At 51.6% G+C, this 21825-nt stretch carries 17 protein-coding genes and 3 rRNA genes; 15 read left to right on the forward strand and 5 right to left on the reverse strand.

Annotated elements, in window-relative coordinates; all coding sequences use genetic code 11:
• The first annotated feature begins 3 nt into the window (after positions 1-3).
• Together N24_RS00460 and N24_RS00465 are read left to right on the forward strand one after the other, a co-directional pair.
• Positions 4-1620, forward strand: a complete 1617-nt coding sequence (locus tag N24_RS00460; RefSeq protein ID WP_167381976.1) for a sensor histidine kinase — start codon at positions 4-6, stop codon at positions 1618-1620.
• 7 nt (positions 1621-1627) lie between these two features.
• Positions 1628-2284: a response regulator gene (locus N24_RS00465; RefSeq protein ID WP_003855418.1), complete on the forward strand. Its 657-nt coding sequence runs from the start codon at positions 1628-1630 to the stop codon at positions 2282-2284.
• On the opposite strand, the gene N24_RS00470 is transcribed toward N24_RS00465, so the two are convergent.
• Positions 2281-3195 carry a D-isomer specific 2-hydroxyacid dehydrogenase family protein gene (locus tag N24_RS00470; RefSeq protein ID WP_096459514.1) on the reverse strand — a complete coding sequence of 305 codons (915 nt, stop codon included), beginning with the start codon at positions 3193-3195 and terminating at the stop codon, positions 2281-2283. The genes N24_RS00465 and N24_RS00470 overlap by 4 nt on opposite strands.
• A 115-nt stretch (positions 3196-3310) precedes the next feature.
• Here N24_RS00470 and N24_RS00475 point away from each other — a divergent pair, with 115 nt between their 5' ends.
• The 7 genes from N24_RS00475 (at position 3311) to rrf (ending at position 11353) form a co-directional block, all read left to right on the forward strand.
• Entirely contained in the window at positions 3311-3742 is a 432-nt protein-coding gene (locus tag N24_RS00475; protein WP_096453378.1) for a hypothetical protein, read from the forward strand.
• 208 nt (positions 3743-3950) lie between these two features.
• Positions 3951-4955 (forward strand): biotin synthase BioB, encoded by a 1005-nt coding sequence (gene bioB, locus N24_RS00480; protein WP_096453380.1) that lies wholly within the window; start codon positions 3951-3953, stop codon positions 4953-4955.
• A 10-nt stretch (positions 4956-4965) separates the two neighbouring features.
• Positions 4966-5205, forward strand: a complete 240-nt coding sequence (bsaP, locus tag N24_RS00485) for a biotin synthase auxiliary protein BsaP (RefSeq protein WP_096453382.1) — start codon at positions 4966-4968, stop codon at positions 5203-5205.
• The gene (locus tag N24_RS00490) at positions 5205-5498 is read left to right on the forward strand and encodes a CHY zinc finger protein (protein ID WP_331713107.1); all 294 of its coding nucleotides are present in this window, start codon (positions 5205-5207) and stop codon (positions 5496-5498) included. The genes bsaP and N24_RS00490 overlap by 1 nt, the downstream gene beginning before the upstream one ends.
• A gap of 574 nt (positions 5499-6072) precedes the next feature.
• Positions 6073-7597 (forward strand): 16S ribosomal RNA (locus tag N24_RS00505).
• 423 nt (positions 7598-8020) lie between these two features.
• Positions 8021-11112 (forward strand): 23S ribosomal RNA (locus N24_RS00510).
• A gap of 124 nt (positions 11113-11236) precedes the next feature.
• Positions 11237-11353 (forward strand): 5S ribosomal RNA (rrf, locus tag N24_RS00515).
• Together the 16S, 23S and 5S rRNA genes form the textbook arrangement of a ribosomal RNA operon.
• A 152-nt stretch (positions 11354-11505) precedes the next feature.
• On the opposite strand, the gene N24_RS00520 is transcribed toward rrf, so the two are convergent.
• The 4 genes from N24_RS00520 to N24_RS00535 form a co-directional block, all read right to left on the reverse strand.
• Positions 11506-12942, reverse strand: coding sequence for an MFS transporter (locus N24_RS00520; protein ID WP_096453388.1), 1437 nt, complete (start codon positions 12940-12942; stop codon positions 11506-11508).
• Positions 12943-13059: 117 nt separating this feature from the next.
• Positions 13060-14307, reverse strand: a complete 1248-nt coding sequence (locus N24_RS00525; protein ID WP_096453390.1) for an amidohydrolase family protein — start codon at positions 14305-14307, stop codon at positions 13060-13062.
• Positions 14308-14402: 95 nt separating this feature from the next.
• Positions 14403-14960: a hypothetical protein gene (locus tag N24_RS00530; protein WP_096453392.1), complete on the reverse strand. Its 558-nt coding sequence runs from the start codon at positions 14958-14960 to the stop codon at positions 14403-14405.
• 92 nt (positions 14961-15052) lie between these two features.
• Complete coding sequence (locus N24_RS00535; RefSeq protein ID WP_096453394.1) at positions 15053-15610, reverse strand: hypothetical protein; 558 nt, start codon at positions 15608-15610, stop codon at positions 15053-15055.
• A 96-nt stretch (positions 15611-15706) separates the two neighbouring features.
• Here N24_RS00535 and N24_RS00540 point away from each other — a divergent pair, with 96 nt between their 5' ends.
• The 6 genes from N24_RS00540 to N24_RS00565 all read left to right on the forward strand — a co-directional run bounded on the left by N24_RS00540 (position 15707) and on the right by N24_RS00565 (position 21825).
• Positions 15707-16633 (forward strand): Sir2 family NAD-dependent protein deacetylase, encoded by a 927-nt coding sequence (locus N24_RS00540; protein WP_096453396.1) that lies wholly within the window; start codon positions 15707-15709, stop codon positions 16631-16633.
• 377 nt (positions 16634-17010) lie between these two features.
• Positions 17011-18324 carry an MFS transporter gene (locus N24_RS00545; protein WP_096453398.1) on the forward strand — a complete coding sequence of 438 codons (1314 nt, stop codon included), beginning with the start codon at positions 17011-17013 and terminating at the stop codon, positions 18322-18324.
• Complete coding sequence (locus N24_RS00550) at positions 18321-19127, forward strand: SDR family NAD(P)-dependent oxidoreductase (RefSeq protein ID WP_096453400.1); 807 nt, start codon at positions 18321-18323, stop codon at positions 19125-19127. The genes N24_RS00545 and N24_RS00550 overlap by 4 nt, the downstream gene beginning before the upstream one ends.
• Positions 19128-19137: 10 nt before the next feature.
• A complete protein-coding gene (locus N24_RS00555; RefSeq protein WP_096453402.1) occupies positions 19138-19533 on the forward strand; it encodes a nuclear transport factor 2 family protein in 396 nt (131 codons plus the stop codon).
• 44 nt (positions 19534-19577) lie between these two features.
• Positions 19578-20393 (forward strand): SDR family NAD(P)-dependent oxidoreductase, encoded by an 816-nt coding sequence (locus tag N24_RS00560; RefSeq protein ID WP_096453404.1) that lies wholly within the window; start codon positions 19578-19580, stop codon positions 20391-20393.
• Positions 20386-21825, forward strand: a complete 1440-nt coding sequence (locus N24_RS00565; protein ID WP_096453406.1) for an FAD-dependent oxidoreductase — start codon at positions 20386-20388, stop codon at positions 21823-21825. The genes N24_RS00560 and N24_RS00565 overlap by 8 nt, the downstream gene beginning before the upstream one ends.

The following is a 21825-nucleotide window of genomic DNA, read 5'->3' on the forward strand; positions in this document are numbered from 1 at the left end:
GAGGTGGACATCATTCGCTTTGCTACCCGAATACTGGTGATTCAAGTGGCTACCGTCGCTTTGGTGGTAGCTATCTGCACCGGAATCTTCGCAGTTTTGATGATGGATCAGATGAAAACTGAGGCCGAGCACACAGCGTTGTCCATCGGACGTTCAGTGGCATCCAATCCGCAGATCCGCGAGGAAGTAGCGCTTGATACTCAAACAGGCGCAAGCCCGTCAGCCGAAGAATTAGCCAACGGAGATATCCAAGCCATTGCCCAGGCGGCCAATGAACGCACCGGAGCCTTGTTCGTTGTGGTCACCGACGGTTTAGGTATCCGCCTGTCCCACCCAGATGAGGAACGTCTAGGTGAGCAGGTGAGCACTAGCTTCGAGGCAGCCATGCGAGGTGAAGAAACCATGGCGTGGGAGACCGGAACCCTTGGTGCATCCGCACGAGCAAAAGTACCCATCTTCGCGCCGGATTCTAATATCCCAGTTGGTGAGGTCAGTGTTGGGTTTGAACGCGACAGTGTTTATTCTCGCCTGCCCATGTTCCTCGCAGCCCTCGCGCTTATTTCTGTGTTGGGAATCCTCATCGGCGTGGGTGTAGCCATGGGCATGCGTCGGCGTTGGGAGCGCGTGACCTTAGGTCTGCAGCCAGAAGAGCTGGTCACCCTTGTGCAAAATCAGACCGCTGTCATTGATGGCATCGATGAGGGGGTGCTGGCGCTGAGCCCAAATGGAACAATTGGGGTGCATAATGAGCAAGCACAATCCATGATTGATGCAGGTCCTATGAGCGGCAGAACGTTGAAAGAACTAGGCCTTGACCTGGGGCTTGATGGCGTTGTGCTGCATGGTCAGCATCCAGAAACCGTTGCGCATAACGGCAGGATCCTCTATCTGGATTTCCACCCCGTGCGCCGAGGGGATCAAGATTTAGGCTACGTGGTAACCATCCGCGATCGCACCGACATCATTGAACTCAGTGAACGCCTCGACTCTGTGCGCACCATGACCCACGCACTGCGCGCCCAGCGCCACGAGTTTGCCAACCGCATCCACACCGCAACAGGGCTTATCGACGCCGGCCGCGTCCACGACGCGGCAGAGTTTCTAGGCGATATATCCCGCAACGGGGGACAGTCACATCCATTAATCGGATCAGCGCACCTCAATGAAGCATTTTTGAGCTCATTTTTAAGTACTGCTTCTATTTCGGCATCTGAAAAGGGCGTTAGTCTGCGCATCAACTCTGACACGCTCATCCTTGGCACCGTCAAGGAGCCAGAAGATGTAGCAACCATTTTGGGTAATTTAATCAACAATGCCATCGATGCTGCGGTGTCAGGTGAGGCACCACGGTGGATTGATCTTACGCTGATGGATGATGCCGATACGCTGGTCATTTCTGTTGCAGATTCTGGCCCTGGCATTCCAGAGGGCGTGGATGTATTTGCCACAGCCTCCCAGATAGGAGACTCTGAAGATAATGAACGCACCCACGGGCATGGCATTGGACTGAAACTGTGCCGGGCTTTGGCTAGATCACATGGTGGCGATGTCTGGGTGATTGATCAAGGAACCGAAGATGGCGCTGTATTTGGAGTGAAACTACCGGGAGTAATGGAGTAATGGAGTAATGGATCAAACACTTAAAGTTTTAGTAATTGATGATGATTTCCGCGTCGCCGGCATTCACGCCTCCATTGTTGATGCGTCCCCTGGATTTTCGGTGGTCGGTACCGCGCGCACCCTCGCAGAGGCAAAAACGCTGATCGCCACATTTTCCCCAGACCTTTTGCTTGTTGATGTCTACCTTCCCGACGGCGACGGCATTGACCTCGTGGGCACTTCCAACATTGATGCGTTTGTGCTCAGCGCAGCCGATGACATCAAAACAGTTCGACGCGCCATGCGCGCCGGGGCACTCGGATATCTGCTCAAACCATTTCCCCAAAAACGTCTCGTGGAACGCCTTGACCGTTACGTCCGCTACCGCCATGTCTTATCCGGCACCCAAGGACTTTCCCAAGACAAAATTGACCAGGCAACCGCAATCCTCAACGGCACCCAAGCGCCAGTCACCGTCTCTAGATCCGCCACAGAGCAATTGCTTCTCGACGCCCTGGAAGGCCAAGAACTCTCTGCAACAGAAGCTTCCGAAGCCGCCGGAGTTTCACGTGCCACAGCACAGCGCAGGCTGGCAGCGATGGCTAGCCAAGGTGTGATCCAGGTTCGCCTTCGGTACGGACAGTCCGGGCGACCAGAGCATCTATATTCAAAGCCACTGCTCTAGTAACCTTTGTGGATGTCCACCTCGGTCAGCATCTTTTCTCCAGCAAGAAACCGTCGATAGTTTTCTGCCACCACTGGGGCAAGCATGCGATCCATCGAGGTCAACGTGTTGGCTACGTGCGGGGTAATGATCACGTTGCTGCGACCCCACAGTGGATGACCGTCGGGCAATGGTTCAGGGTCGGTGACATCCAGCCCTGCTCCGGATATTTCTTGGGCATCTAAGGCATTAACTAAAGCTTTTGTATCTACTACTTCTCCGCGAGCAACGTTGATCAAGGTTGCAGTCGGCTTCATTGCTTTAAGCTCTGCCTGTCCGATCAAATGGTGGGTATCCGCGGTAAGAGGTACGCACAGCACCACATGGTCGGCGTCGGCAAGCGCCTGGTGCAGGTTGGATATAGGTGCCGTGGCATCAAAATCTTGGGTTGGGTTACCGGTCCTGCTTACTGCTAAAGACTTTGCGCCAAAAGGTTTCACCATGGCTGCTAGATGTTTACCGATTCCACCAGCTCCCACAATGGCGACCGTTGCGCCATCAAGCCATCTGGTCTGCTGATCCACCTGGCTGCGTGGTGCCCAACTATCGGCGCGCACCATGGTGGGGTGCATATGAATCAGTCCCAGCAAAAGGCCCATTGCTGCTTCGGCAACCTGTTGGCCATACACCCCTGATGCATTTGACCACCGACGTTTGTCATCAATCTGCCCAGCTGTGAAATATGCGTTAAGCCCTGCATTGGGAAATTGCACCCACCGCACTTGGTCGGGAAGTGGGGGAAATTCTGTGCCTGGTGTTTGAGTAAACACAAACCCTTCGGCCTTCTCAAGGGAGTCGACTATTTCTGCGCCTGCTTCCTTTAAAGCCTTGGTGGTGAGTGGATAATCGCCAAAACCAACAAAGATTTTCATGGGCTCCAGGATAGGTTGTTGGTGTGAGGTTGGGTTTTGTACTCCTGAATGCTTCATTTCCACACTCGTGGGTAAAGTTGGTGCCGAATCAACAATCTCTTTTGGAGGAACTTTAATGAGCATTTCCAACGCAATCCTGCGTGGTGTGTCTGGCGCTTATATTCTGCAGTCCGGCTACGGAAAACTTGGATTGCCTAATGAGGCCGCTGCTGGCATTCAGGGTCTAGCTGCAACTGGTGTTCCAGCGGTGGCTGATATGGATGCAGAGACTTTCGGTAAGTTTGTTGCCTACTCGGAGTTGGGTATCGGTGGAGCTTTGCTTGCTCCATTTATTCCTAGCCGTCTTGCAGGTTTGGGTCTTGGTGCTTTCTCTGCAGGTTTGTTGGCCATTTACTTCCGTAACCCAGCGATGACTCAAGATGATGGAATCCGCCCTTCCCAGGATGGAACCGGATTGTCTAAGGATCTTTTCCTTGCTGCTATTGCGGGTGCTTTGGTGTTCGCACCTGCTAAGAAGCGTAAGAAGGCGAAGAAGAAGTCTAAGTAAGCTTGTTTGAACGGCGCTGGTTAGCAAGGCCGTTCAATCGCACTGTTAAACACTGATTTTGAACAGTGTTCAAAAATTCCTTGAACACTGTTCAAGTCATGGGTTAAGGTTGTCGCTTAAGGCACGCGTCTTTTTGCATGCGCGCGCCCAATTTTTCTTCAGCGTGCTTTGAGTGCGCCGTTTTTGACAACCAGCCTTTAGGAGACCCATGACCATCCCCGGCACCATCCTTGACACCGCCCGCACCCAAGTTCTGGAACAAGGAATTGGACTTAATCAGCAACAGTTGATGGAGATCCTCACGTTGCCTGAGGAACAGATACCGGATCTGATGGATTTAGCCCACCAAGTTCGACTCAAGTGGTGCGGGGAAGAAATCGAGGTCGAGGGCATTATTTCTCTCAAAACTGGTGGTTGTCCTGAAGATTGTCATTTCTGTTCACAGTCTGGGTTGTTTGAATCGCCGGTGCGTTCGGTGTGGCTGGATATTCCGAATCTGGTGGAAGCCGCAAAGCAAACAGCGAAAACAGGAGCTACTGAGTTCTGTATTGTCGCTGCAGTTAAAGGTCCTGATGAAAAACTCATGACTCAGCTGGAAGAGGCAGTTCTTGCCATTCACTCTGAGGTGGACATTGATGTTGCGGCATCCATTGGAACACTGAACGAGGAACAGGTTGAGCGTCTTGCTGCTGCTGGCGTGCATCGCTATAACCACAACCTGGAAACAGCACGTTCCTACTTTCCCCAGGTTGTAACCACACATACGTGGGAAGAGCGCCGTGAAACTTTGCAGTTGGTTGCCGATGCGGGATTGGAAGTGTGTTCCGGTGGCATCTTAGGTATGGGTGAATCTTTGGAGCAGCGTGCAGAATTCGCTGTGCAGCTAGCGGAGCTTGATCCGCATGAAGTTCCCATGAATTTCCTTGACCCTCGCCCGGGCACGCCGTTTGCTGATCGTGAACTCATGGACAGCCGTGATGCTTTGCGTTCTATCGGTGCCTTCCGCCTTGCCATGCCTCACACGATGCTTCGTTTTGCTGGTGGCCGCGAACTTACCTTGGGTGATAAAGGTTCCGAACAGGGCCTTTTGGGTGGAATTAACGCAATGATCGTTGGAAACTACCTGACCACGCTTGGTCGCCCGATGGAAGAAGACTTGGACATGATGGATCGCCTCCAACTTCCAATCAAGGTTCTTAATAAGGTCATCTAAAACAACTGCCATGAACAACGATCTCCAAATGGCCATGATTTTGGCCGATGACCCGCTTTTCCACCCCAACACCGGCAAGCCTTTTAATAGTGAACACAAACTGTCACCTTCTGCGCGAGCTGGTTTTGAAGCACCCCGTTATTGCCAACTCTGCGGCCGACGCATGAAAGTCCAAGTCCGCCCCGATGGCTGGGATGCGGAATGCTCACGCCACGGATCCGTCGATTCCTCCTATTTAGGCCGCCGATAATGCGCGGCCACCTCATTGACGGCGACGGCCGCTGCATCCACTATCACGGCCCGCTCGACATCGTCGGCAACAAATGCGCCACATGCAATCAGTGGTGGGCGTGTCATCGCTGCCACGAGGAGATCGCGGGACACCCGTTCGGGAAAATGCTTATCGACGCCCCCTCCTCCCTTCAATGCGGTCACTGTGGGGGACTTACGGCCTATGGCGCGCAAAAATGCCCGCGGTGCGGGCATGGTTTCAATCCAGGCTGTTCGCTCCACACTCCGTTGTACTACAAAATACCCTCTTGACCTGTGTGTTTGCGGGTTGATTAAAGGGTGTGTAACTTAATTGAAGTCAGCGCGACCAACAACGCCCCACCACAGTGTGGATTGTGTGGCGGATCTAGGAAAACAAACGCTGGCAAAACATCAACAAACCTTCCATTTTTGAAGAACATCACCGATTTGGTGAACATCATCAAGATGAAGTAACGTTGAACAAGCTGCCAACAAGACATCAACCAACAAAAAACGTTGTGTGTTTTGGGGTGTGCGTGTGTTGTTTGAGAACTCAATAGTGTGCCATTTATTTTATTTTTGTCACTACCATTTCACATATTTTTGTGAGGTGGTGGGTCATGCCGGGTGGTGGATCGCCAAAATTATCCATCACTGTAAACAATAAAACTATTGTTGGCATGATTGTCGTGTGGGTGGTCTTGTTCCCCGTCAAGGGAAGAAACCCACACACATCATTATTTATTTTGATAATGCCAATAACACCCTCTTTTTTCTGACCGCTCCTTGTGTGTGGTTGGTGGGGGTGTTGTTGTTTTTGTCAGGTGTTGGGCTTTTCACAAGCCTTAAGCATTTTTCATGTTTTTTTGTGGAGAGTTTGATCCTGGCTCAGGACGAACGCTGGCGGCGTGCTTAACACATGCAAGTCGAACGCTGAAGCCCTAGCTTGCTGGGGTGGATGAGTGGCGAACGGGTGAGTAACACGTGGGTGATCTGCCCTGCACTTTGGGATAAGCCTGGGAAACTGGGTCTAATACCGAATACTCACATCACTGTAGGGGTGGTGTGGAAAGCTTTTGCGGTGTGGGATGAGCCTGCGGCCTATCAGCTTGTTGGTGGGGTAATGGCCTACCAAGGCGTCGACGGGTAGCCGGCCTGAGAGGGTGTACGGCCACATTGGGACTGAGACACGGCCCAGACTCCTACGGGAGGCAGCAGTGGGGAATATTGCACAATGGGCGCAAGCCTGATGCAGCGACGCCGCGTGGGGGATGAAGGCCTTCGGGTTGTAAACTCCTTTCGCTTGGGACGAAGCCTTTTTAGGGTGACGGTACCTTGAGAAGAAGCACCGGCTAACTACGTGCCAGCAGCCGCGGTAATACGTAGGGTGCGAGCGTTGTCCGGAATTACTGGGCGTAAAGAGCTCGTAGGTGGTTTGTCGCGTCGTCTGTGAAATCCCGGGGCTTAACTTCGGGCGTGCAGGCGATACGGGCATAACTTGAGTGCTGTAGGGGAGACTGGAATTCCTGGTGTAGCGGTGAAATGCGCAGATATCAGGAGGAACACCGATGGCGAAGGCAGGTCTCTGGGCAGTAACTGACGCTGAGGAGCGAAAGCATGGGTAGCGAACAGGATTAGATACCCTGGTAGTCCATGCCGTAAACGGTGGGCGCTAGGTGTAGGGGTCTTCCACGACTTCTGTGCCGCAGCTAACGCATTAAGCGCCCCGCCTGGGGAGTACGGCCGCAAGGCTAAAACTCAAAGGAATTGACGGGGGCCCGCACAAGCGGCGGAGCATGTGGATTAATTCGATGCAACGCGAAGAACCTTACCTGGGCTTGACATGGACCGGATCGGCGTAGAGATACGTTTTCCCTTGTGGTCGGTTCACAGGTGGTGCATGGTTGTCGTCAGCTCGTGTCGTGAGATGTTGGGTTAAGTCCCGCAACGAGCGCAACCCTTGTCTTATGTTGCCAGCACATTTGGTGGGTACTCATGAGAGACTGCCGGGGTTAACTCGGAGGAAGGTGGGGATGACGTCAAATCATCATGCCCCTTATGTCCAGGGCTTCACACATGCTACAATGGTCGGTACAGCGAGTTGCCACACCGTGAGGTGGAGCTAATCTCTTAAAGCCGGCCTCAGTTCGGATTGGGGTCTGCAACTCGACCCCATGAAGTCGGAGTCGCTAGTAATCGCAGATCAGCAACGCTGCGGTGAATACGTTCCCGGGCCTTGTACACACCGCCCGTCACGTCATGAAAGTTGGTAACACCCGAAGCCAGTGGCCCAACCTTTTTGGGGGGAGCTGTCGAAGGTGGGATCGGCGATTGGGACGAAGTCGTAACAAGGTAGCCGTACCGGAAGGTGCGGCTGGATCACCTCCTTTCTAAGGAGCTTTATATAAACCACCACTAGAGCAGTTGTTTGGGTGTGTGGTTGTTGGTGTTGGAACCCGGATGTGGTTGCCACCAACACTTATTTAATCGGGTGGAGATGACCCCCTGGGGTGACAAAAACCAGAAACAATACTTCTGGCTGAATTAGATGGCATGCTGTTGGGTGTCTGGAATGACATCGCAAGCGCCACACTGTGTGTGGTGTGTGTGGGTTGTTTCTAACATCGAGCATTCACAGCTTAATCAATTGCCTTTGTGGTGTTGGTTGTGGTGTGGGTGGTGTGTTGTGTGAGAACTGTATAGTGGACGCGAGCATCTTTATTTTTTTGTTTATTTTGTTGTGTGACCGAACGCGCCAAACGCCATGAGATGAGCACGTTGTTGTTTATTGTGGTGGTGGTTGGTTTTTTGTGTTTGTTGTTTTTTAGGGCACACGGTGGATGCCTTGGCATATCAAGCCGATGAAGGACGTGAGAGGCTGCGTTATGCCTCGGGGAGTTGCCAACTAAGCGTTGATCCGAGGATGTCCGAATGGGGAAACCCAGCTGCAGTAATGTGTGGTTACCTACCGGTGAATATATAGCTGGTGTGGGGGTTGACACGGGGAAGTGAAACATCTCAGTACCCGTAGGAGAAGAAAACAATTGTGATTCCGTTAGTAGTGGCGAGCGAACGTGGATGATGGCTAAAACTTATGTGTGTGATACCCGGCAGGGGTTGCATGTAGGTGGTTGTGGGGCAACAACATTCTGCATTCTGCCGGATGTGGGCATATGTCGCGTGGTTAGTGGAAGTGGTGTGGGAACGCCTACCGTAGAAGGTGAGAGTCCTGTACATGAAGGCCATGGTGGTGTGTGTGGTTGTTGATACCCCGAGTAGCAGCGGGCTCGTGGAATCTGCTGTGAATTAGCCGGGACCACCCGGTAAGCCTGAATACTTGATATGACCGATAGCGGATTAGTACCGTGAGGGAATGGTGAAAAGTACCCCGGGAGGGGAGTGAAATAGTACCTGAAACCGTGTGCTGACAATCCGTCAGAGCGCACCTTTGGTGTGTGATGGCGTGCCTTTTGAAGAATGAGCCTGCGAGTCAGCGGCATGTCGCGAGGTTAACCCGTGTGGGGTAGCCGTAGGGAAACCGAATCCTAACGAGGGTGATTTTTAGTGGCATGTCTTGGACCCGAAGCGGAGTGATCTACCCATGGCCAGTGTGAAGCAGCTGTAAGAGGTTGTGGAGGCGCGAACCCACTTAGGTTGAAAACTGAGGGGATGAGTTGTGGGTAGGGGTGAAAGGCCAATCAAACTCCGTGATAGCTGGTTCTCCCCGAAATGCATTTAGGTGCAGCGTTGTGTGTTTCTTGCCGGAGGTAGAGCTACTGGATGGTTTAGCGGGACTATCATCTTAGCGACATCAGCCAAACTCCGAATGCCGGTAAGTGAGAGTGCAGCAGTGAGACTGCGGGGGATAAGCTTCGTAGTCGAGAGGGAAACAGCCCAGATCGCCGGCTAAGGCCCCTAAGGGTGTGCTAAGTGGAAAAGGAGGTGGGGTCGCGAAGACAGCCAGGAGGTTGGCTTAGAAGCAGCCATCCTTGAAAGAGTGCGTAATAGCTCACTGGTCGAGTGATTCCGCGCCGACAATGTAGTGGGGCTTAAGTACACCGCCGAAGCCGCGGCAATGATCCCTTGTGGATTGTTGGGTAGGGGAGCGTCGTGCACTACGGTGAAGCTTGAGGGTGACCTTGGGTGGAGTGTGTGCGAGTGAGAATGCAGGCATGAGTAACGATTGATGCGTGAGAAACGTATCCGCCGGATGACTAAGGGTTCCTGGGTCAAGTTAATCTTCCCAGGGTGAGTCGGGGCCTAAGGCGAGGCCGACAGGCGTAGTCGATGGATAACGGGTTGATATTCCCGTACCCGAGTATCAGCGACCATGGTGAATCAGTGATACTAACCACCCATAAGCACCTGTCACTTTCTTTGATTGTGGTGGTGTGTGGTTGCGTGGGACCTGATCTGGTAGTAGCTAAGTGATGGGGTGACGCAGGGAGGTAGCCTAGCCACTTATTGGATTGTGGTGTAAGCGTGTGGCACGCAGTGTAGGTCAAATCCGCACTGTTTTTGTGTGAGGCGTGATGCGGAGCCCTTTTTGGGTGAAGTGGGTGATCCTGTGCTGTCGAGAAAAGCCTCTAGCGATGGTGGTATTCGGCCCGTACCCTAAACCGACACAGGTAGTCAGGTAGAGAATACTAAGGCGTTCGGGTGAACTGTGGTTAAGGAACTCGGCAAAATGCCCCCGTAACTTCGGGAGAAGGGGGGCCACTACTGGTGGGAAGATCATGCATCTTTTTTGCTGGTGGTGGTCGCAGAGAATAGAGGGAAGCGACTGTTTACTAAAAACACAGGTCCGTGCGAAGACGTTGAAGTTGATGTATACGGACTGACGCCTGCCCGGTGCTGGAAGGTTAAGAGGACCGGTTAGTGAAGTTTACTTTGCGAAGCTGAGAATTTAAGCCCCAGTAAACGGCGGTGGTAACTATAACCATCCTAAGGTAGCGAAATTCCTTGTCGGGTAAGTTCCGACCTGCACGAATGGCGTAACGACTTCCCTGCTGTCTCAACCACAGGCCCGGTGAAATTGCAGTACGAGTAAAGATGCTCGTTACGCGCGGCAGGACGAAAAGACCCCGGGACCTTCACTATAGCTTGGTATTGGTGTTTGATTCGGTTTGTGTAGGATAGGTGGGAGACTGTGATCATGTGACGCTAGTTGTGTGTGAGTCGTTGGTGAAATACCACTCTGATCGGATTGGATGTCTAACCTTGGCCCATGATCTGGGTTGGGGACAGTGCCTGGTGGGTAGTTTAACTGGGGCGGTTGCCTCCCAAAATGTAACGGAGGCGCCCAAAGGTTTCCTCAGCTTGGTTGGTAATCAGGTGGTGAGTGTAAGTGCACAAGGGAGCTTGACTGTGACACTGACAGGTGGAGCAGGGACGAAAGTCGGGACTAGTGATCCGGCACCTACTTGTGGTTGTGGTGTCGCTCAACGGATAAAAGGTACCCCGGGGATAACAGGCTGATCTTCCCCAAGAGTCCATATCGACGGGATGGTTTGGCACCTCGATGTCGGCTCGTCGCATCCTGGGGCTGGAGTAGGTCCCAAGGGTTGGGCTGTTCGCCCATTAAAGCGGCACGCGAGCTGGGTTTAGAACGTCGTGAGACAGTTCGGTCTCTATCCGCCGCGCGCGTTGAAACTTGAAGGAAGGCTGTCCCTAGTACGAGAGGACCGGGACGGACGTACCTCTGGTGTGCCAGTTGTTCCGCCAGGAGCAGGGCTGGTTGGCTACGTACGGGAGGGATAACCGCTGAAAGCATCTAAGCGGGAAGCCTGTTTCGAGATGAGGTTTCGTTTGAGGTTCCCTGTAGATTATGGGGTTGATAGGCCAGATCTGGAAGCACTGTGAGGTGTGGAGGTGACTGGTACTAATGTACCGATAACAACAAACACCCCTTTTGGGGGTTGTTCTAACGCAACGTAACAAATGAGCATATAAAAATGTGTGTTCGCGTCCATTATGCAGTGTCTGACACAACACAACCAGCCTGTGTGGTTGGTTTGGTGTGTGGTTGTGTCGGTGGTGATAGTAGCAGGGAAACGCCCGGTCCCTTTCCGAACCCGGAAGCTAAGCCTGGTTACGCTGATGGTACTGCACTCGGGAGGGTGTGGGAGAGTAGGTTACCGCCGACCAAAAACTTAACAAAAATAGTAGAGGTGTGGTACGCAACGATGATGTTGCGTACCACACCTCTTTTTGTGTTTTCTGGGGTGCTTGGGTTGCTTGCTTGTGGTGCCGGCTGGTGGGGGCCGGCGTCGACAAGCAAAAAAGCTTGCTATCGAGATCAGGCTTTAGATGCGACAGCAGGTTTCGGTGCCGTTATCTTGGGTTGCGTAGCCAGCTGTGTGGCTTTTGGAATGAGGATTGCTGCGATGATGGTGGCGGCAATCGCGAATACAACGTTAATGCCGAGTGAAACACTGCCGGCGAGGGAGATGCTGGAGTCGCGAAGCGCTAAGAACACTGAGGTGGAGATAGCGATGCCGAGCGCTGCTCCGAGAGAGGAAGACATTTTAAATACGCCAGCACCAGCGCCTGTGCGGTCTGTGGGAAGTGTTCCAAGAGCGGTGTCGGTGACTGGGGTGGCGAAAAGACCAAGGCCAAGCCCGTAAAGGGAGAAACCCGCGAGGGAAATAAGGATGTAGGTTGAGGCGCTGACTGCAGTGATCATCAAGAGAGCAGTGCCAGCTGCTACCAAAATGCCTGCGGTGATGATGACTACGCGGGCACCGACTTGCTGCATTGCTTTTTCACCGATTCGGATGAAGAGAATGACAAACACTGCGAATCCAATACTGGTGAGGCCTGAAACCGTCGCGGAAATGCCCCAACCCATTTGCTGAACCCACATGACTACCGCCACAACTCCGCCCGTGGCACTCATGATGAAGTTGGTGATGGTTGCGCCGCTGAATGCCCGATTCTTGAAGAGATTGAAATCGAGCACTGGCCAGCTGGCGAGGCGTTCAACAAAGAGAAACACAGCCAAGAAAGTTATAGAGACCGCAAGTAGTGTCCACGTTATCCAGTGCGTCCAGCCAAGTGATTCACCTTGGGTAATGAACAATTCGAGTGACAATACACTGAGGGCTAAAACGATGATGCCATTCCAGTCCAAACGCATCCCAACGGATTGAGCTGGGCGGGATTCTGGGATGTGGCGAGTCAATGCAATGGCAGTGACGGAGACAATTGCGCAAAGGGCAAATATTCCTCTCCAGCCAAAGGGGCTTGCTACAACAAGACCGGCGAAAAGTGCACAGAATCCAGTGCCACCCCATGAGCCGATAGACCAAATAGAGACTGCTCGTTGGCGGTCAGCGCCCAACCAATATGTTTTCACCAAGGCTAGAGATGAAGACATGATGGCTGCTGCTGCCAATCCTTGGAGAACTCGGCCAGTGATGACCATCTGAGTGGCTAAAGAGGTGGTGGCGGATGCTATGAGGAGGGATCCTACGATATTGAGAATGTTGCCGATCATCATGATGCGCACTCGACCAAAAACATCGGCAATGCCTCCGGCTGCGACGATGAATGTTCCGCAAAACAGCGCGGCCGCCACCACAGCAATGTTCATCGTGCTGTCACTCATCCCAAGATCGGTTGCCATGTCGGGTCCGATGTTTAGCGTTGATTGGGCAAATAGCCAAAATGTGAGAACCGATAAAACAATGCCGATGAGGGCTTTGTCATCGCCTTTGAATGCTGTAGAGGACATCCGAACTCCCTTTTCTATCAATCTATAGAAACTTGCAGAATCGACTCTAATTCATGATTTCAATAGGTTGATAGAAATATGGGAAGCGTCACATGGTTTTTACGCTTAAAAGGATGGTTAGACGTTCCAGTTCACCTGTTCAGGTTTCCTGGAAAGTACCTTCTTACCTCGGTGAATGCTCAATAAAACACTTGCTTTGCGTTGTATGGCTTCTTTGGTGCTGTGGGCATCGAGAACTAGTAAGTTGGCTGGGGCATTCTCGGTGATTTCATGGTTATCAATCCCTAAGTTTCCAGCTGGATTCGTGGTGATGAAGGACAGGGCGTTTTTCAAATGGTCGGCCGTTAACATGTGGGAGACATGTAGTCCGGAATCGAGAATACGGAGTAGGTCTCCATCGCCCATGGGGTAGAAGGGATCATTCATGGAGTCTTGGCAGAAGCTGACTGGAATGCCCCACTCGGTGAGCTGTTTTACTGGTGCTACACCTCGGGGTACTGGATTTTGGAAACCAAGCCCCTGGAGATGAAGGTTCTCGTTGGGGCACACGGCAAAACGAACCTTGGAAGCTGCCAACTTAGGTAAAAGTCGAGCCATATATCCGGGTGAGTAGTAGCCCATTGCTACAGAGTGGGAGACTACTGTTTGTTCACCCATGTCACGTTTTGCAGCTTCCGCGGCAAGGACTTCAACGAATCGGGAGTGGGGATCATCGATTTCATCGGTGTGGATATCGATGGGGGCTGAGTGCTTTTCCGCAAGATCAAAAAGCCACTTTACTGACTCAACGCCATCATCACGTGTTGGTTCAAGGTGTGGGATGCCACCAACAACGTCAGCACCCGCAGACATAGCATCGGAGATTAACTTCTGTCCACCTTCATAAGCGAAGATGCCATTTTGAGGAAATGCGACAATTTGAATGTCGCACCACTCGCGGACTTCATCGCGAAGTTCTGCAAGTGCCTCAAATCCTGCAAAGGTGGGGTCGGTGACATCGACATGTGTGCGGATGAAACCAGCGCCATGTTCTGCTGCGCGACGAGCCGCCTGGAGGGCTTTTGCTTTGATGTCTTCCTTGACGTGGAAGCCTTGAGTTTTGCGGTCGGCCCAGATGTCGATTGCTTCAAAAAGTGTGCCGGAGGCATTCTCGCGGGGAACCCCGGCAGTGTTCGCATAATCTAGGTGGATGTGCGCTTCAACGAACTGAGGGGTAACCAGCCTTCCGTCGGCATCGTAATCATCAGCGCGACTGTCTTCTTCTGATCGAAGTGCAGAGGGGGTAATTGTTGAAATTCTTCCACCCTCGATGGTGATATCAACAAGCTCTGCATTGTTCTTGACTTGAGCATTAATAATGCGCATGAGAACTCCGTTCCTACATGTCAAAGGCATATTTTTAAGTGCTGGAAAATCCAGACACTTTCTATTCTATTGCTTGACAGATATTTGGTGTGGAGTTAAACGATGATCGTCAGTTGCCGCAGGTAGTTCTTGAGTATTCCTTCTGCATCGGGTACTTCCACTTGGCCTTGTCCGAGAACCTCAATAGTTTTTGTCGGTGCGCTTTGGGTAGGGCTGAAAACTGCAGCGGGGTCTGTGAGCGGTGTATCAGGAGAACTTGGAGAGCTCGGCACATTCGGGGTACTGGAAGCAGCAGGAGACTCGGTGGCTTCAGTATTTGGCGTGCCAACTGCACCCTCTTCAGAAGGTACTGCTCCATTCCCTACAGTTCCTTTAAGTCCACAGTTCTCGGCAGCGGCATCTACTTGGGCTAGCGCAGCAAGAATTTGATTTCCGCGCTCATCAAATGCTGCGAGTGCTTGCGCCTGGGCTACTTTTGCTTGGTAGTCTGCATCATTTGTCCAATAGGCCTCTGCGGTGGCGCAAGAAATTTCACCTTGGGGGACTTGGTTTAATAGGGCTCCAACAGCGGCATGGCTGGTGGGTGAAGCTGAAATTGCGATAATTGTAGAGCAAGCTAGGACGCTGAAAGCCCGGGCAGAAAACTTAAGCATGGGAAAAGTATGCCACCTTAATTAATGTGATTGCTTGTAACATGCAAAAAGCTCCCACGGCCGAAACCATGAGAGCTTAAAAGGATGCAGACTTAAGCCGCAAACTGTGCCAGGAATTGCTGGAAAGCTTTTTGTAGATCTGGAAGCTGAACGTTGCCAACACCTGGAACTTCAACGGTGAAGGATGGCAGACCTGCAGGGGTTAGGTTCAATACAGGAGCTGCAGGTGCCGCAGGAGTTTCTGGGTTGCTCGGTGCGGGAGATGAAGGTGCAGGCGCTGGAGCTGCAGAATTATCCTGGTTTTGAGCTGGTGCGGTTGAAGCTTCGCCCTGGTTAGCGGCGGTGGTGCCACCCTTGAGGCCACAACGGTTTGCTGCTTCATCAACTCGGGCAAGTGCTGCCTTGATTTGTGGTCCGCGGGAATCAAACATAGCCAAAGCGTTGGCCTGGGCAACCTTGCTGTTGTAATCAGCTTCGGTGGTCCAGTACTTTTCTGCCTGGGAGCAGCTGATTTCTCCGGATGGGAGGGCGGAGAGGGCGTCGTCGATGATGTCGGCGGATGCGATTGCTGGGCTGGCGAGGGTTGCTGCACCCACGAAGGTTGCGGTGAGGGCTACGGCCTTGGACTTTGCGGAGTTGAGAAAGCTCATAGCCATCAACCTTACGGAAGGAACTGAAATACACCAGTGTTACGGGTGGGAATTCATTAACAATTTGATAAACCAACAAGTGACTAGGATGGGTATGTGTTTGATGAACTCACTGCTCGTGCCCATAATTCTGCGTTGAGGTCTATTGCTCGTGTTGTTGCTGAGACAGTGGAGCCAATGGGGGAGGATGAGGCGAGGGAAGGCGTCGTAAAGCAATTAAAAGCTGGTGGCGTGCTGGCGGTGACTGGGGCAGGGGTGTCGACTGACTCGGGCATCCCCGATTATCGCGGCCCGCAGGGCAGCTTGAGCAGGCATCGGCCGATGACGTACCAGGAGTTTCGGCACGATCCGGCGGCGTCGCATCGGTATTGGGCGCGGTCATTTGTGGGCTGGCGGGTGATGGATCAGGCGCGGCCGAATCGCACACATTTCGCCATGGTGGAGCTGGAGCGACATGGGTTTTTAAGCGGTGTGGTCACGCAAAATGTGGATGGTTTGCATGCGGAAGCCGGCACGAAAAATCTTGTCGCGCTGCACGGCGACCTCGCGCATGTCATGTGTTTGAACTGCGGTTTTAGTGAGGATCGGCACCTTTTCGATGAACGCCTCGAAGCCGCCAACCCTGGCTATGTCGCCTCAATTCGCCTGGAACCTGGCGCCGTCAACCCGGACGGTGACGTCTTCCTCGACGACGCCCAAGTGCGCCGCTTCACCATGGTCGGCTGCCTACGCTGCGGCTCGCTCATGCTCAAACCGGACGTGGTTTACTTCGGCGAACCCGTGCCTACGGCCCGGAAAAAAGATTTAAAAACGCTTCTCGACGCCTCCTCCAGCCTTCTCATCGCCGGCTCCTCCCTAGCCGTCATGAGTGGTTACCGGATCGTCATCGAAGCACAACGCCAAGGAAAACAAGTAGCTGTCATCAATGGTGGGCCGGGTCGAGCCGATGGTCGCGTTGATATTTTGTGGCGCACCCGTGTTGCACCGGCATTTGATGACATTTTAGACGCGCTGGATATTTAAGTTTGGGGGTTCGGAGGTTGGTGATTCCAGCAACTGCCATATTTGACCAAAACCTAAAGCTCCGCAGTCTCCCTTGGTCTTTAGATGAACTGAGGTTAGAAATTTCTTTCACGGGCTAAGAAAGTATGACGCCACAGAATCGCGTCTAACTTGAGTTGGTCCAACTATCGGAGCCGTCTATTGGCTCAGAATCACCCTTAAAGGGGGCATTCAAAGAAACAGGCCTTTTGTGACGCCTGCCATACGCAGGGAAAATAAAGTTCATGCATGAATTTCCTTGTGTATGTGACTTGGATCATGTAGCTTTTCTTTTATTCGCATATGCTTTGCGAATATAGAAATATTCTCAAGGCTTAAGGAGAAGGAGAGCAGGGGTTATGACTTTGACAAACGAACACAACCCGCCAGTCGCCGAGGCGACCGCGGGCACAACCCCCATGGCGAAAGTCATCAGGGGTGCAATTCTGGGAACTGTCGTGGAGTACTACGACTTCGGAATCTATGGATATATGGCGACGATTCTCGCCGTGCATTTCTTCCAAGGAAATGAAACAACTGCCCTACTAGGAACTTTTGCAACGTTTGCCGTGGCATTCTTCATGCGCATTCCTGGCGGAATCTACTTTGGCCACATCGGTGATAAATACGGACGCAAAAAGGCACTGACCTGGACCATCCTGCTGATGGCTGCAGCAACAGCCCTGATGGGTATGCTTCCCACCTACGTCACCTTAGGAATCTGGGCAACCGTATTGCTGGTTCTTGCTAGGTGCTTGCAAGGCTTTGCCGCAGGAGGTGAACTTGGTGGCGCAAATGCTTTTGTTTCTGAATACGCACCAACTAAAAAACGTGCCTCTTTAACCTCAATGGTGAATAGTGGAACTTATATCGGATCACTCCTTGCATCGTTGATGGCTCTGGGTCTGACTACCTTCGTGTCCATCGAAACCATCGATGCCTGGGCATGGCGCATCCCATTCCTGCTCTCCGTGGTCATCGGCCTGATCGGTTTGTATATCCGAAACAGCCTTGAGGATTCTCCTGAGTTTGCGAAAATGGAAAACTCTGAGGAAAAAGAAACACTGCCAATCAAAGTGCTTCTGACAGAATCCGGCAGCAAAGTTCTTGTCATTATTGCCCTAGGTGCCATGATCACCGGTGGTTACTACATTGCCTCTGTTTATGCAGCAACATATCTGCAGATAGTGGGTGGACACACCTCAACAATGGCTTATACCTCAACATGTATTGCCATGATCTGTGGTGTTATCACCCTTCCGCTAGCAGGACGGTTGGCAGACAAAATTGGACGAAAACCACTCTTTTTAATCGGCTCAATCCTCGGAGTGATTCTTGGCTACCCAGCCTTCCTGCTCATGTCTTTGGATAATCCTTATCTCGCAGCAGCAAGCCAATCCATTCTCTTCATTTTGGTCTCGCTAGTAAATGGAGCTTCATTTGCCGCATACGCAGAAATGCTGCCAACCAGAACGCGGTATTCAGGCATTGCCTTGGCAAATAACACCTCAAACACCCTGCTTGGAGGAACAGCACCATTTATTGCAACACTGCTGATTTCACAAACCGGCCAAAATATTTCACCGGCGTACTACTTCATCGCTTGTTGTGCAGTCACCGTCATCGCGGCGCTCATATATAAGGAGACAAAAGGCCAGGAGCTTCCACTATGAGCCATCCGCTGGACGGAAAGATCATTCTAGTCACCGGAGCAGCGAGTGGAATGGGGTTCGAAGAGTCCTTCCTGCTTGCTTCTCAAGGCGCGACAGTATGGATGACTGATATTGCTGAAGACAAGCTCACGCACGCACACCAAAAAATCACCGAAGCTCTACCGGAACAGGTCGGGGATATCCACAGTGCGGTGTTAGATGTAGCGGATCCAGAATCGTGGCAGAGTCTCGCTGAGCAGATCAACAAGACTTCCTCCCGTTTAGATGGATTAGTAAACAATGCAGGTCGTACTTTGCGCGCATCTCTTGTAGAAACCAGTGATGAGGACTGGCTCAGCGTCATGAACATCAACCTCAACAGTGTGTTTTATGGCATGAAGTACTGTTATCCGCTGCTTTCACAATCTGAAAACGGTGCGGTGGTCAATGTATCTTCCACTGCTGGTCTCATGGCACACTCAGGGCCGGCTTATGGAACTTCAAAATGGGGTGTTCGTGGACTTAGCCAATCGGCTGCTCTGGAATTTGGCGGTAAAGGAATCAGAGTTAACTCCATCCACCCAGGTTTGGTATCGAGTCCTTTGCTTAACTCTGGATCTACCGAGTTTGTTGAAGAATCACTCAAAGCAATTCCCATGAATCGGATTGCTGAACCGCAAGAAATCGCCGAGGTAGTCAGCTTCCTCTTAAGTCCCCAATCTTCCTACATCACAGGAACCGAGATTGTTATTGATGGTGGATTGAATTCAGGCGGTACCTACAAACAAATTGTTGATCGAATCAACGCACAACTTCCACTCTAAGGAGTACTCCATGCTTAAAATCACCGAGCTTATGCCTCAATTACAAAACCTTTATGGGCGCCAAAGCCGAGCGATTGATACCGGTAACGGAGTCGGGTGGGCTGACACCTATACAGCGGATGGATCATATTCATCGCCCAGCTATGAAAAGGCTTTTGTAGGAACTGAAGAACTGATCGAATTTGGCAATAGTTTCCCAGTGCGCAGCCCTGGCGCAAAGCATTTGGCGCTTAATTTTCATGTCGTTGAGCAGACAGAAGAAGGGGCTGAAGTTATCTTGAACTTCGTTGTGGTCCAAGGAGAACCAGGAAAAGAATGCACAATCCTGAGAACTGTCACCGCTTTTGATTCCATCCGAATTATTGATGGCGAGCCACGACTATCTTCGCGACGAATTGAATTCTAGACAGTAAACAGTACCGACCAACTTTTAAAGAAAGACATTACAACATGGAAAACTACGTAAACCACAGCCCAATTGAAGCTCAGTACCCAGATCTACCTGGAAAAACCATGGTGGTCACTGGAGCCGCACAAGGTATGGGACGGCTTTTTGCAACACAGCTGGCATCACGTGGAGTCAATGTTGTAATCACAGACCTCAACGACACAGTACTTGAAGCAGCAGAGGAGATTAATCAAGAATTGGCCGAAGCCAACTTGGCACAAGAGTCCGGCAAAGTAGTAGGTGTTGTTGCCGATGTGACGAAAAAGCAAGATCATGAAAAGACGCTGTCGGCGGCAGTTGAAAACTTCGGCGGACTCCACGGATGGATCAACAATGCTGGAGTGTTCCCAGAGGCTGAGTCACTGGACATTCCAGAATCACAGTTTGATCTAGCATTTGATGTCAACACTAAGGGCACATTGTTTGGCTCGCAGGTTGCTGCCGGTTACATGAAGGATCATGGTGGCGGAAGCATCGTTAATATGGCATCTGTTGCGGCCTTGCGTATCCGCAGAGGCAGGGGAGCTTACAACACCGCAAAAGCTGGAACCCTGCAGCTTTCTTATAGCCTCGCAGTGGAATTAGGGGATTTCAATGTGCGGGTAAATGCGGTTGCACCTGGTTTTATTGATACTGCGATGACGCAATGGGTGCATGAACGAGAAGGCGCACTAGAACATGCTTTGGGCAATGTTCCACTGCATAGAATTGGTGCTCCAGTTGAAGTATTTGCGGCTGTGCTTTTCTTGCTATCTGATTCAGCAAGATACATCACCGGAAGCTGCATCTCTGTGGACGGAGGTTCACGCCATGTCTAAAGATTTTGATGTCATAGTGATTGGATCGGGTGGTGCAGGACTATCCGCTGCTATTTCTGCTTCTGAACATGGAGCTGATGTGGTCATCCTGGAGGCTGAACCAAGCATTGGGGGTTCAACAATCCGATCAGCTGGTGTATTAGTTGCAGCTGGAACAAGTGTTCAACACAGTCTGGGCGTGGCAGATTCACCTCGAGAAATGTATCAGCACTATATGGACCTAAACCAGTGGAAAGTCTTGCCTGGTCCGGTATGGAATTTTTGCCACGAGTCAGGGCCCATGTTTGAGTGGATGTTGGAGATGGGCCTTGAAGTTCCTGCTCAGCATTCCACTAATGCCCATATGCCAGGGCTAACTCGGGGTGGGGTGGAAAACAACAAACGATGCCACGTACCGAAAGGGCAAGGCAAAGGACTTGTAGAAGTACTAGATAAACGCCGACAAGAACTAGGCATCCCTGTTCGTCTAAACAGCAGAGTTACCGATTTAATTATTGAAGACAATCGAGTGCACGGAGTAAAACTGGGAAAGGAAAGCATCCGTGCCGGTGCTGTGATTGTGGCATCTGGTGGATTCGCCCGCAACCAGGATCTTATTAGGAAGTATTTTCCAGATGCACTCGATGCTGGAACAAGTTTCTTTGCTGTTGCCGCAGATGGATCTAGAGGTGATCACCTGAAATTTGCAGAAAAGCATGACCTGAAAGTCTTTGGCGAGAATTGGGGGCTATTGCTGCTTACCGCCAGGTTCCAACGTTTTCACCATTGGGTTAGCGGTTTTCCGCCTGCATCTCGGATTTATGTTGATGCCCAGGGGCTTCGCTGCATGGACGAAGATTCCACATATGCGGTCAACCAAGGGCAATGGAAAGCAGTGGGTAAGACAGTGTGGGCTGTTTTCGATGAGCGTGCACGTTTGAATCTGCCCACCGATGTTGAAGATTGGCAACCTGAACGAATCTTAGAGGAAGTAGATAAAGGTGTAGTTCTTAAGGCAGGGTCTTTGGAGGAGTTGGCAGGAAAGATCGGAGTGCCACGAGAAAACTTGAAAAGTTCAGTAGACCGCTGGAATCACATGCTTCCCAACGGGATTGATGATGATTTCAGACGACATGACACTCTTCAAGCTAAGGGAGCCAAGCTGAAGCTTGATGCAATTGAACAAGGTCCTTTTTATGCGGTGCAAATTGTTCCCGGTGAATTGGTGTGTACGCATACAGGATTGCAGATTAATTCCACTGCACAAGTTGTAAATTCCAGCGGCAGTTTAGTTGATGGTCTTTTTGCAGCTGGCGAGGCAGCAGGGGGAATTTTAGGTGAGCGATATGTTGGTGCTGGAAATTCGGTTACCAATGGTTTAGTTCTGGGAAAAATCGCAGGTACGCAAGCTGCGCTTTCACAGAATGAACCTATGTCCCAGGTGTTAATCTGA

It is taken from the genome of Corynebacterium suranareeae (assembly GCF_002355155.1).
In the GTDB taxonomy this organism is placed as follows: Bacteria; Actinomycetota; Actinomycetes; order Mycobacteriales; family Mycobacteriaceae; genus Corynebacterium; species Corynebacterium suranareeae.

Bases quoted from the DNA above. Each gene is read 5' to 3' on its own strand.
- N24_RS00565 (WP_096453406.1), top strand. From the start codon at position 20,386: ATGTCTAAAGATTTTGATGTCATAGTGATTGGATCGGGTGGTGCAGGA.
- N24_RS00530 (WP_096453392.1), bottom strand. From the start codon at position 14,960: ATGCTTAAGTTTTCTGCCCGGGCTTTCAGCGTCCTAGCTTGCTCTACA.
- N24_RS00555 (WP_096453402.1), top strand. From the start codon at position 19,138: ATGCTTAAAATCACCGAGCTTATGCCTCAATTACAAAACCTTTATGGG.
- bioB (WP_096453380.1), top strand. From the start codon at position 3,951: ATGACCATCCCCGGCACCATCCTTGACACCGCCCGCACCCAAGTTCTG.
- N24_RS00550 (WP_096453400.1), top strand. From the start codon at position 18,321: ATGAGCCATCCGCTGGACGGAAAGATCATTCTAGTCACCGGAGCAGCG.
- N24_RS00545 (WP_096453398.1), top strand. From the start codon at position 17,011: ATGACTTTGACAAACGAACACAACCCGCCAGTCGCCGAGGCGACCGCG.
- N24_RS00470 (WP_096459514.1), bottom strand. From the start codon at position 3,195: ATGAAAATCTTTGTTGGTTTTGGCGATTATCCACTCACCACCAAGGCT.
- N24_RS00465 (WP_003855418.1), top strand. From the start codon at position 1,628: ATGGATCAAACACTTAAAGTTTTAGTAATTGATGATGATTTCCGCGTC.
- N24_RS00490 (WP_331713107.1), top strand. From the start codon at position 5,205: ATGCGCGGCCACCTCATTGACGGCGACGGCCGCTGCATCCACTATCAC.
- N24_RS00475 (WP_096453378.1), top strand. From the start codon at position 3,311: ATGAGCATTTCCAACGCAATCCTGCGTGGTGTGTCTGGCGCTTATATT.
- N24_RS00535 (WP_096453394.1), bottom strand. From the start codon at position 15,610: ATGAGCTTTCTCAACTCCGCAAAGTCCAAGGCCGTAGCCCTCACCGCA.
- N24_RS00520 (WP_096453388.1), bottom strand. From the start codon at position 12,942: ATGTCCTCTACAGCATTCAAAGGCGATGACAAAGCCCTCATCGGCATT.
- N24_RS00525 (WP_096453390.1), bottom strand. From the start codon at position 14,307: ATGCGCATTATTAATGCTCAAGTCAAGAACAATGCAGAGCTTGTTGAT.
- N24_RS00560 (WP_096453404.1), top strand. From the start codon at position 19,578: ATGGAAAACTACGTAAACCACAGCCCAATTGAAGCTCAGTACCCAGAT.
- bsaP (WP_096453382.1), top strand. From the start codon at position 4,966: ATGAACAACGATCTCCAAATGGCCATGATTTTGGCCGATGACCCGCTT.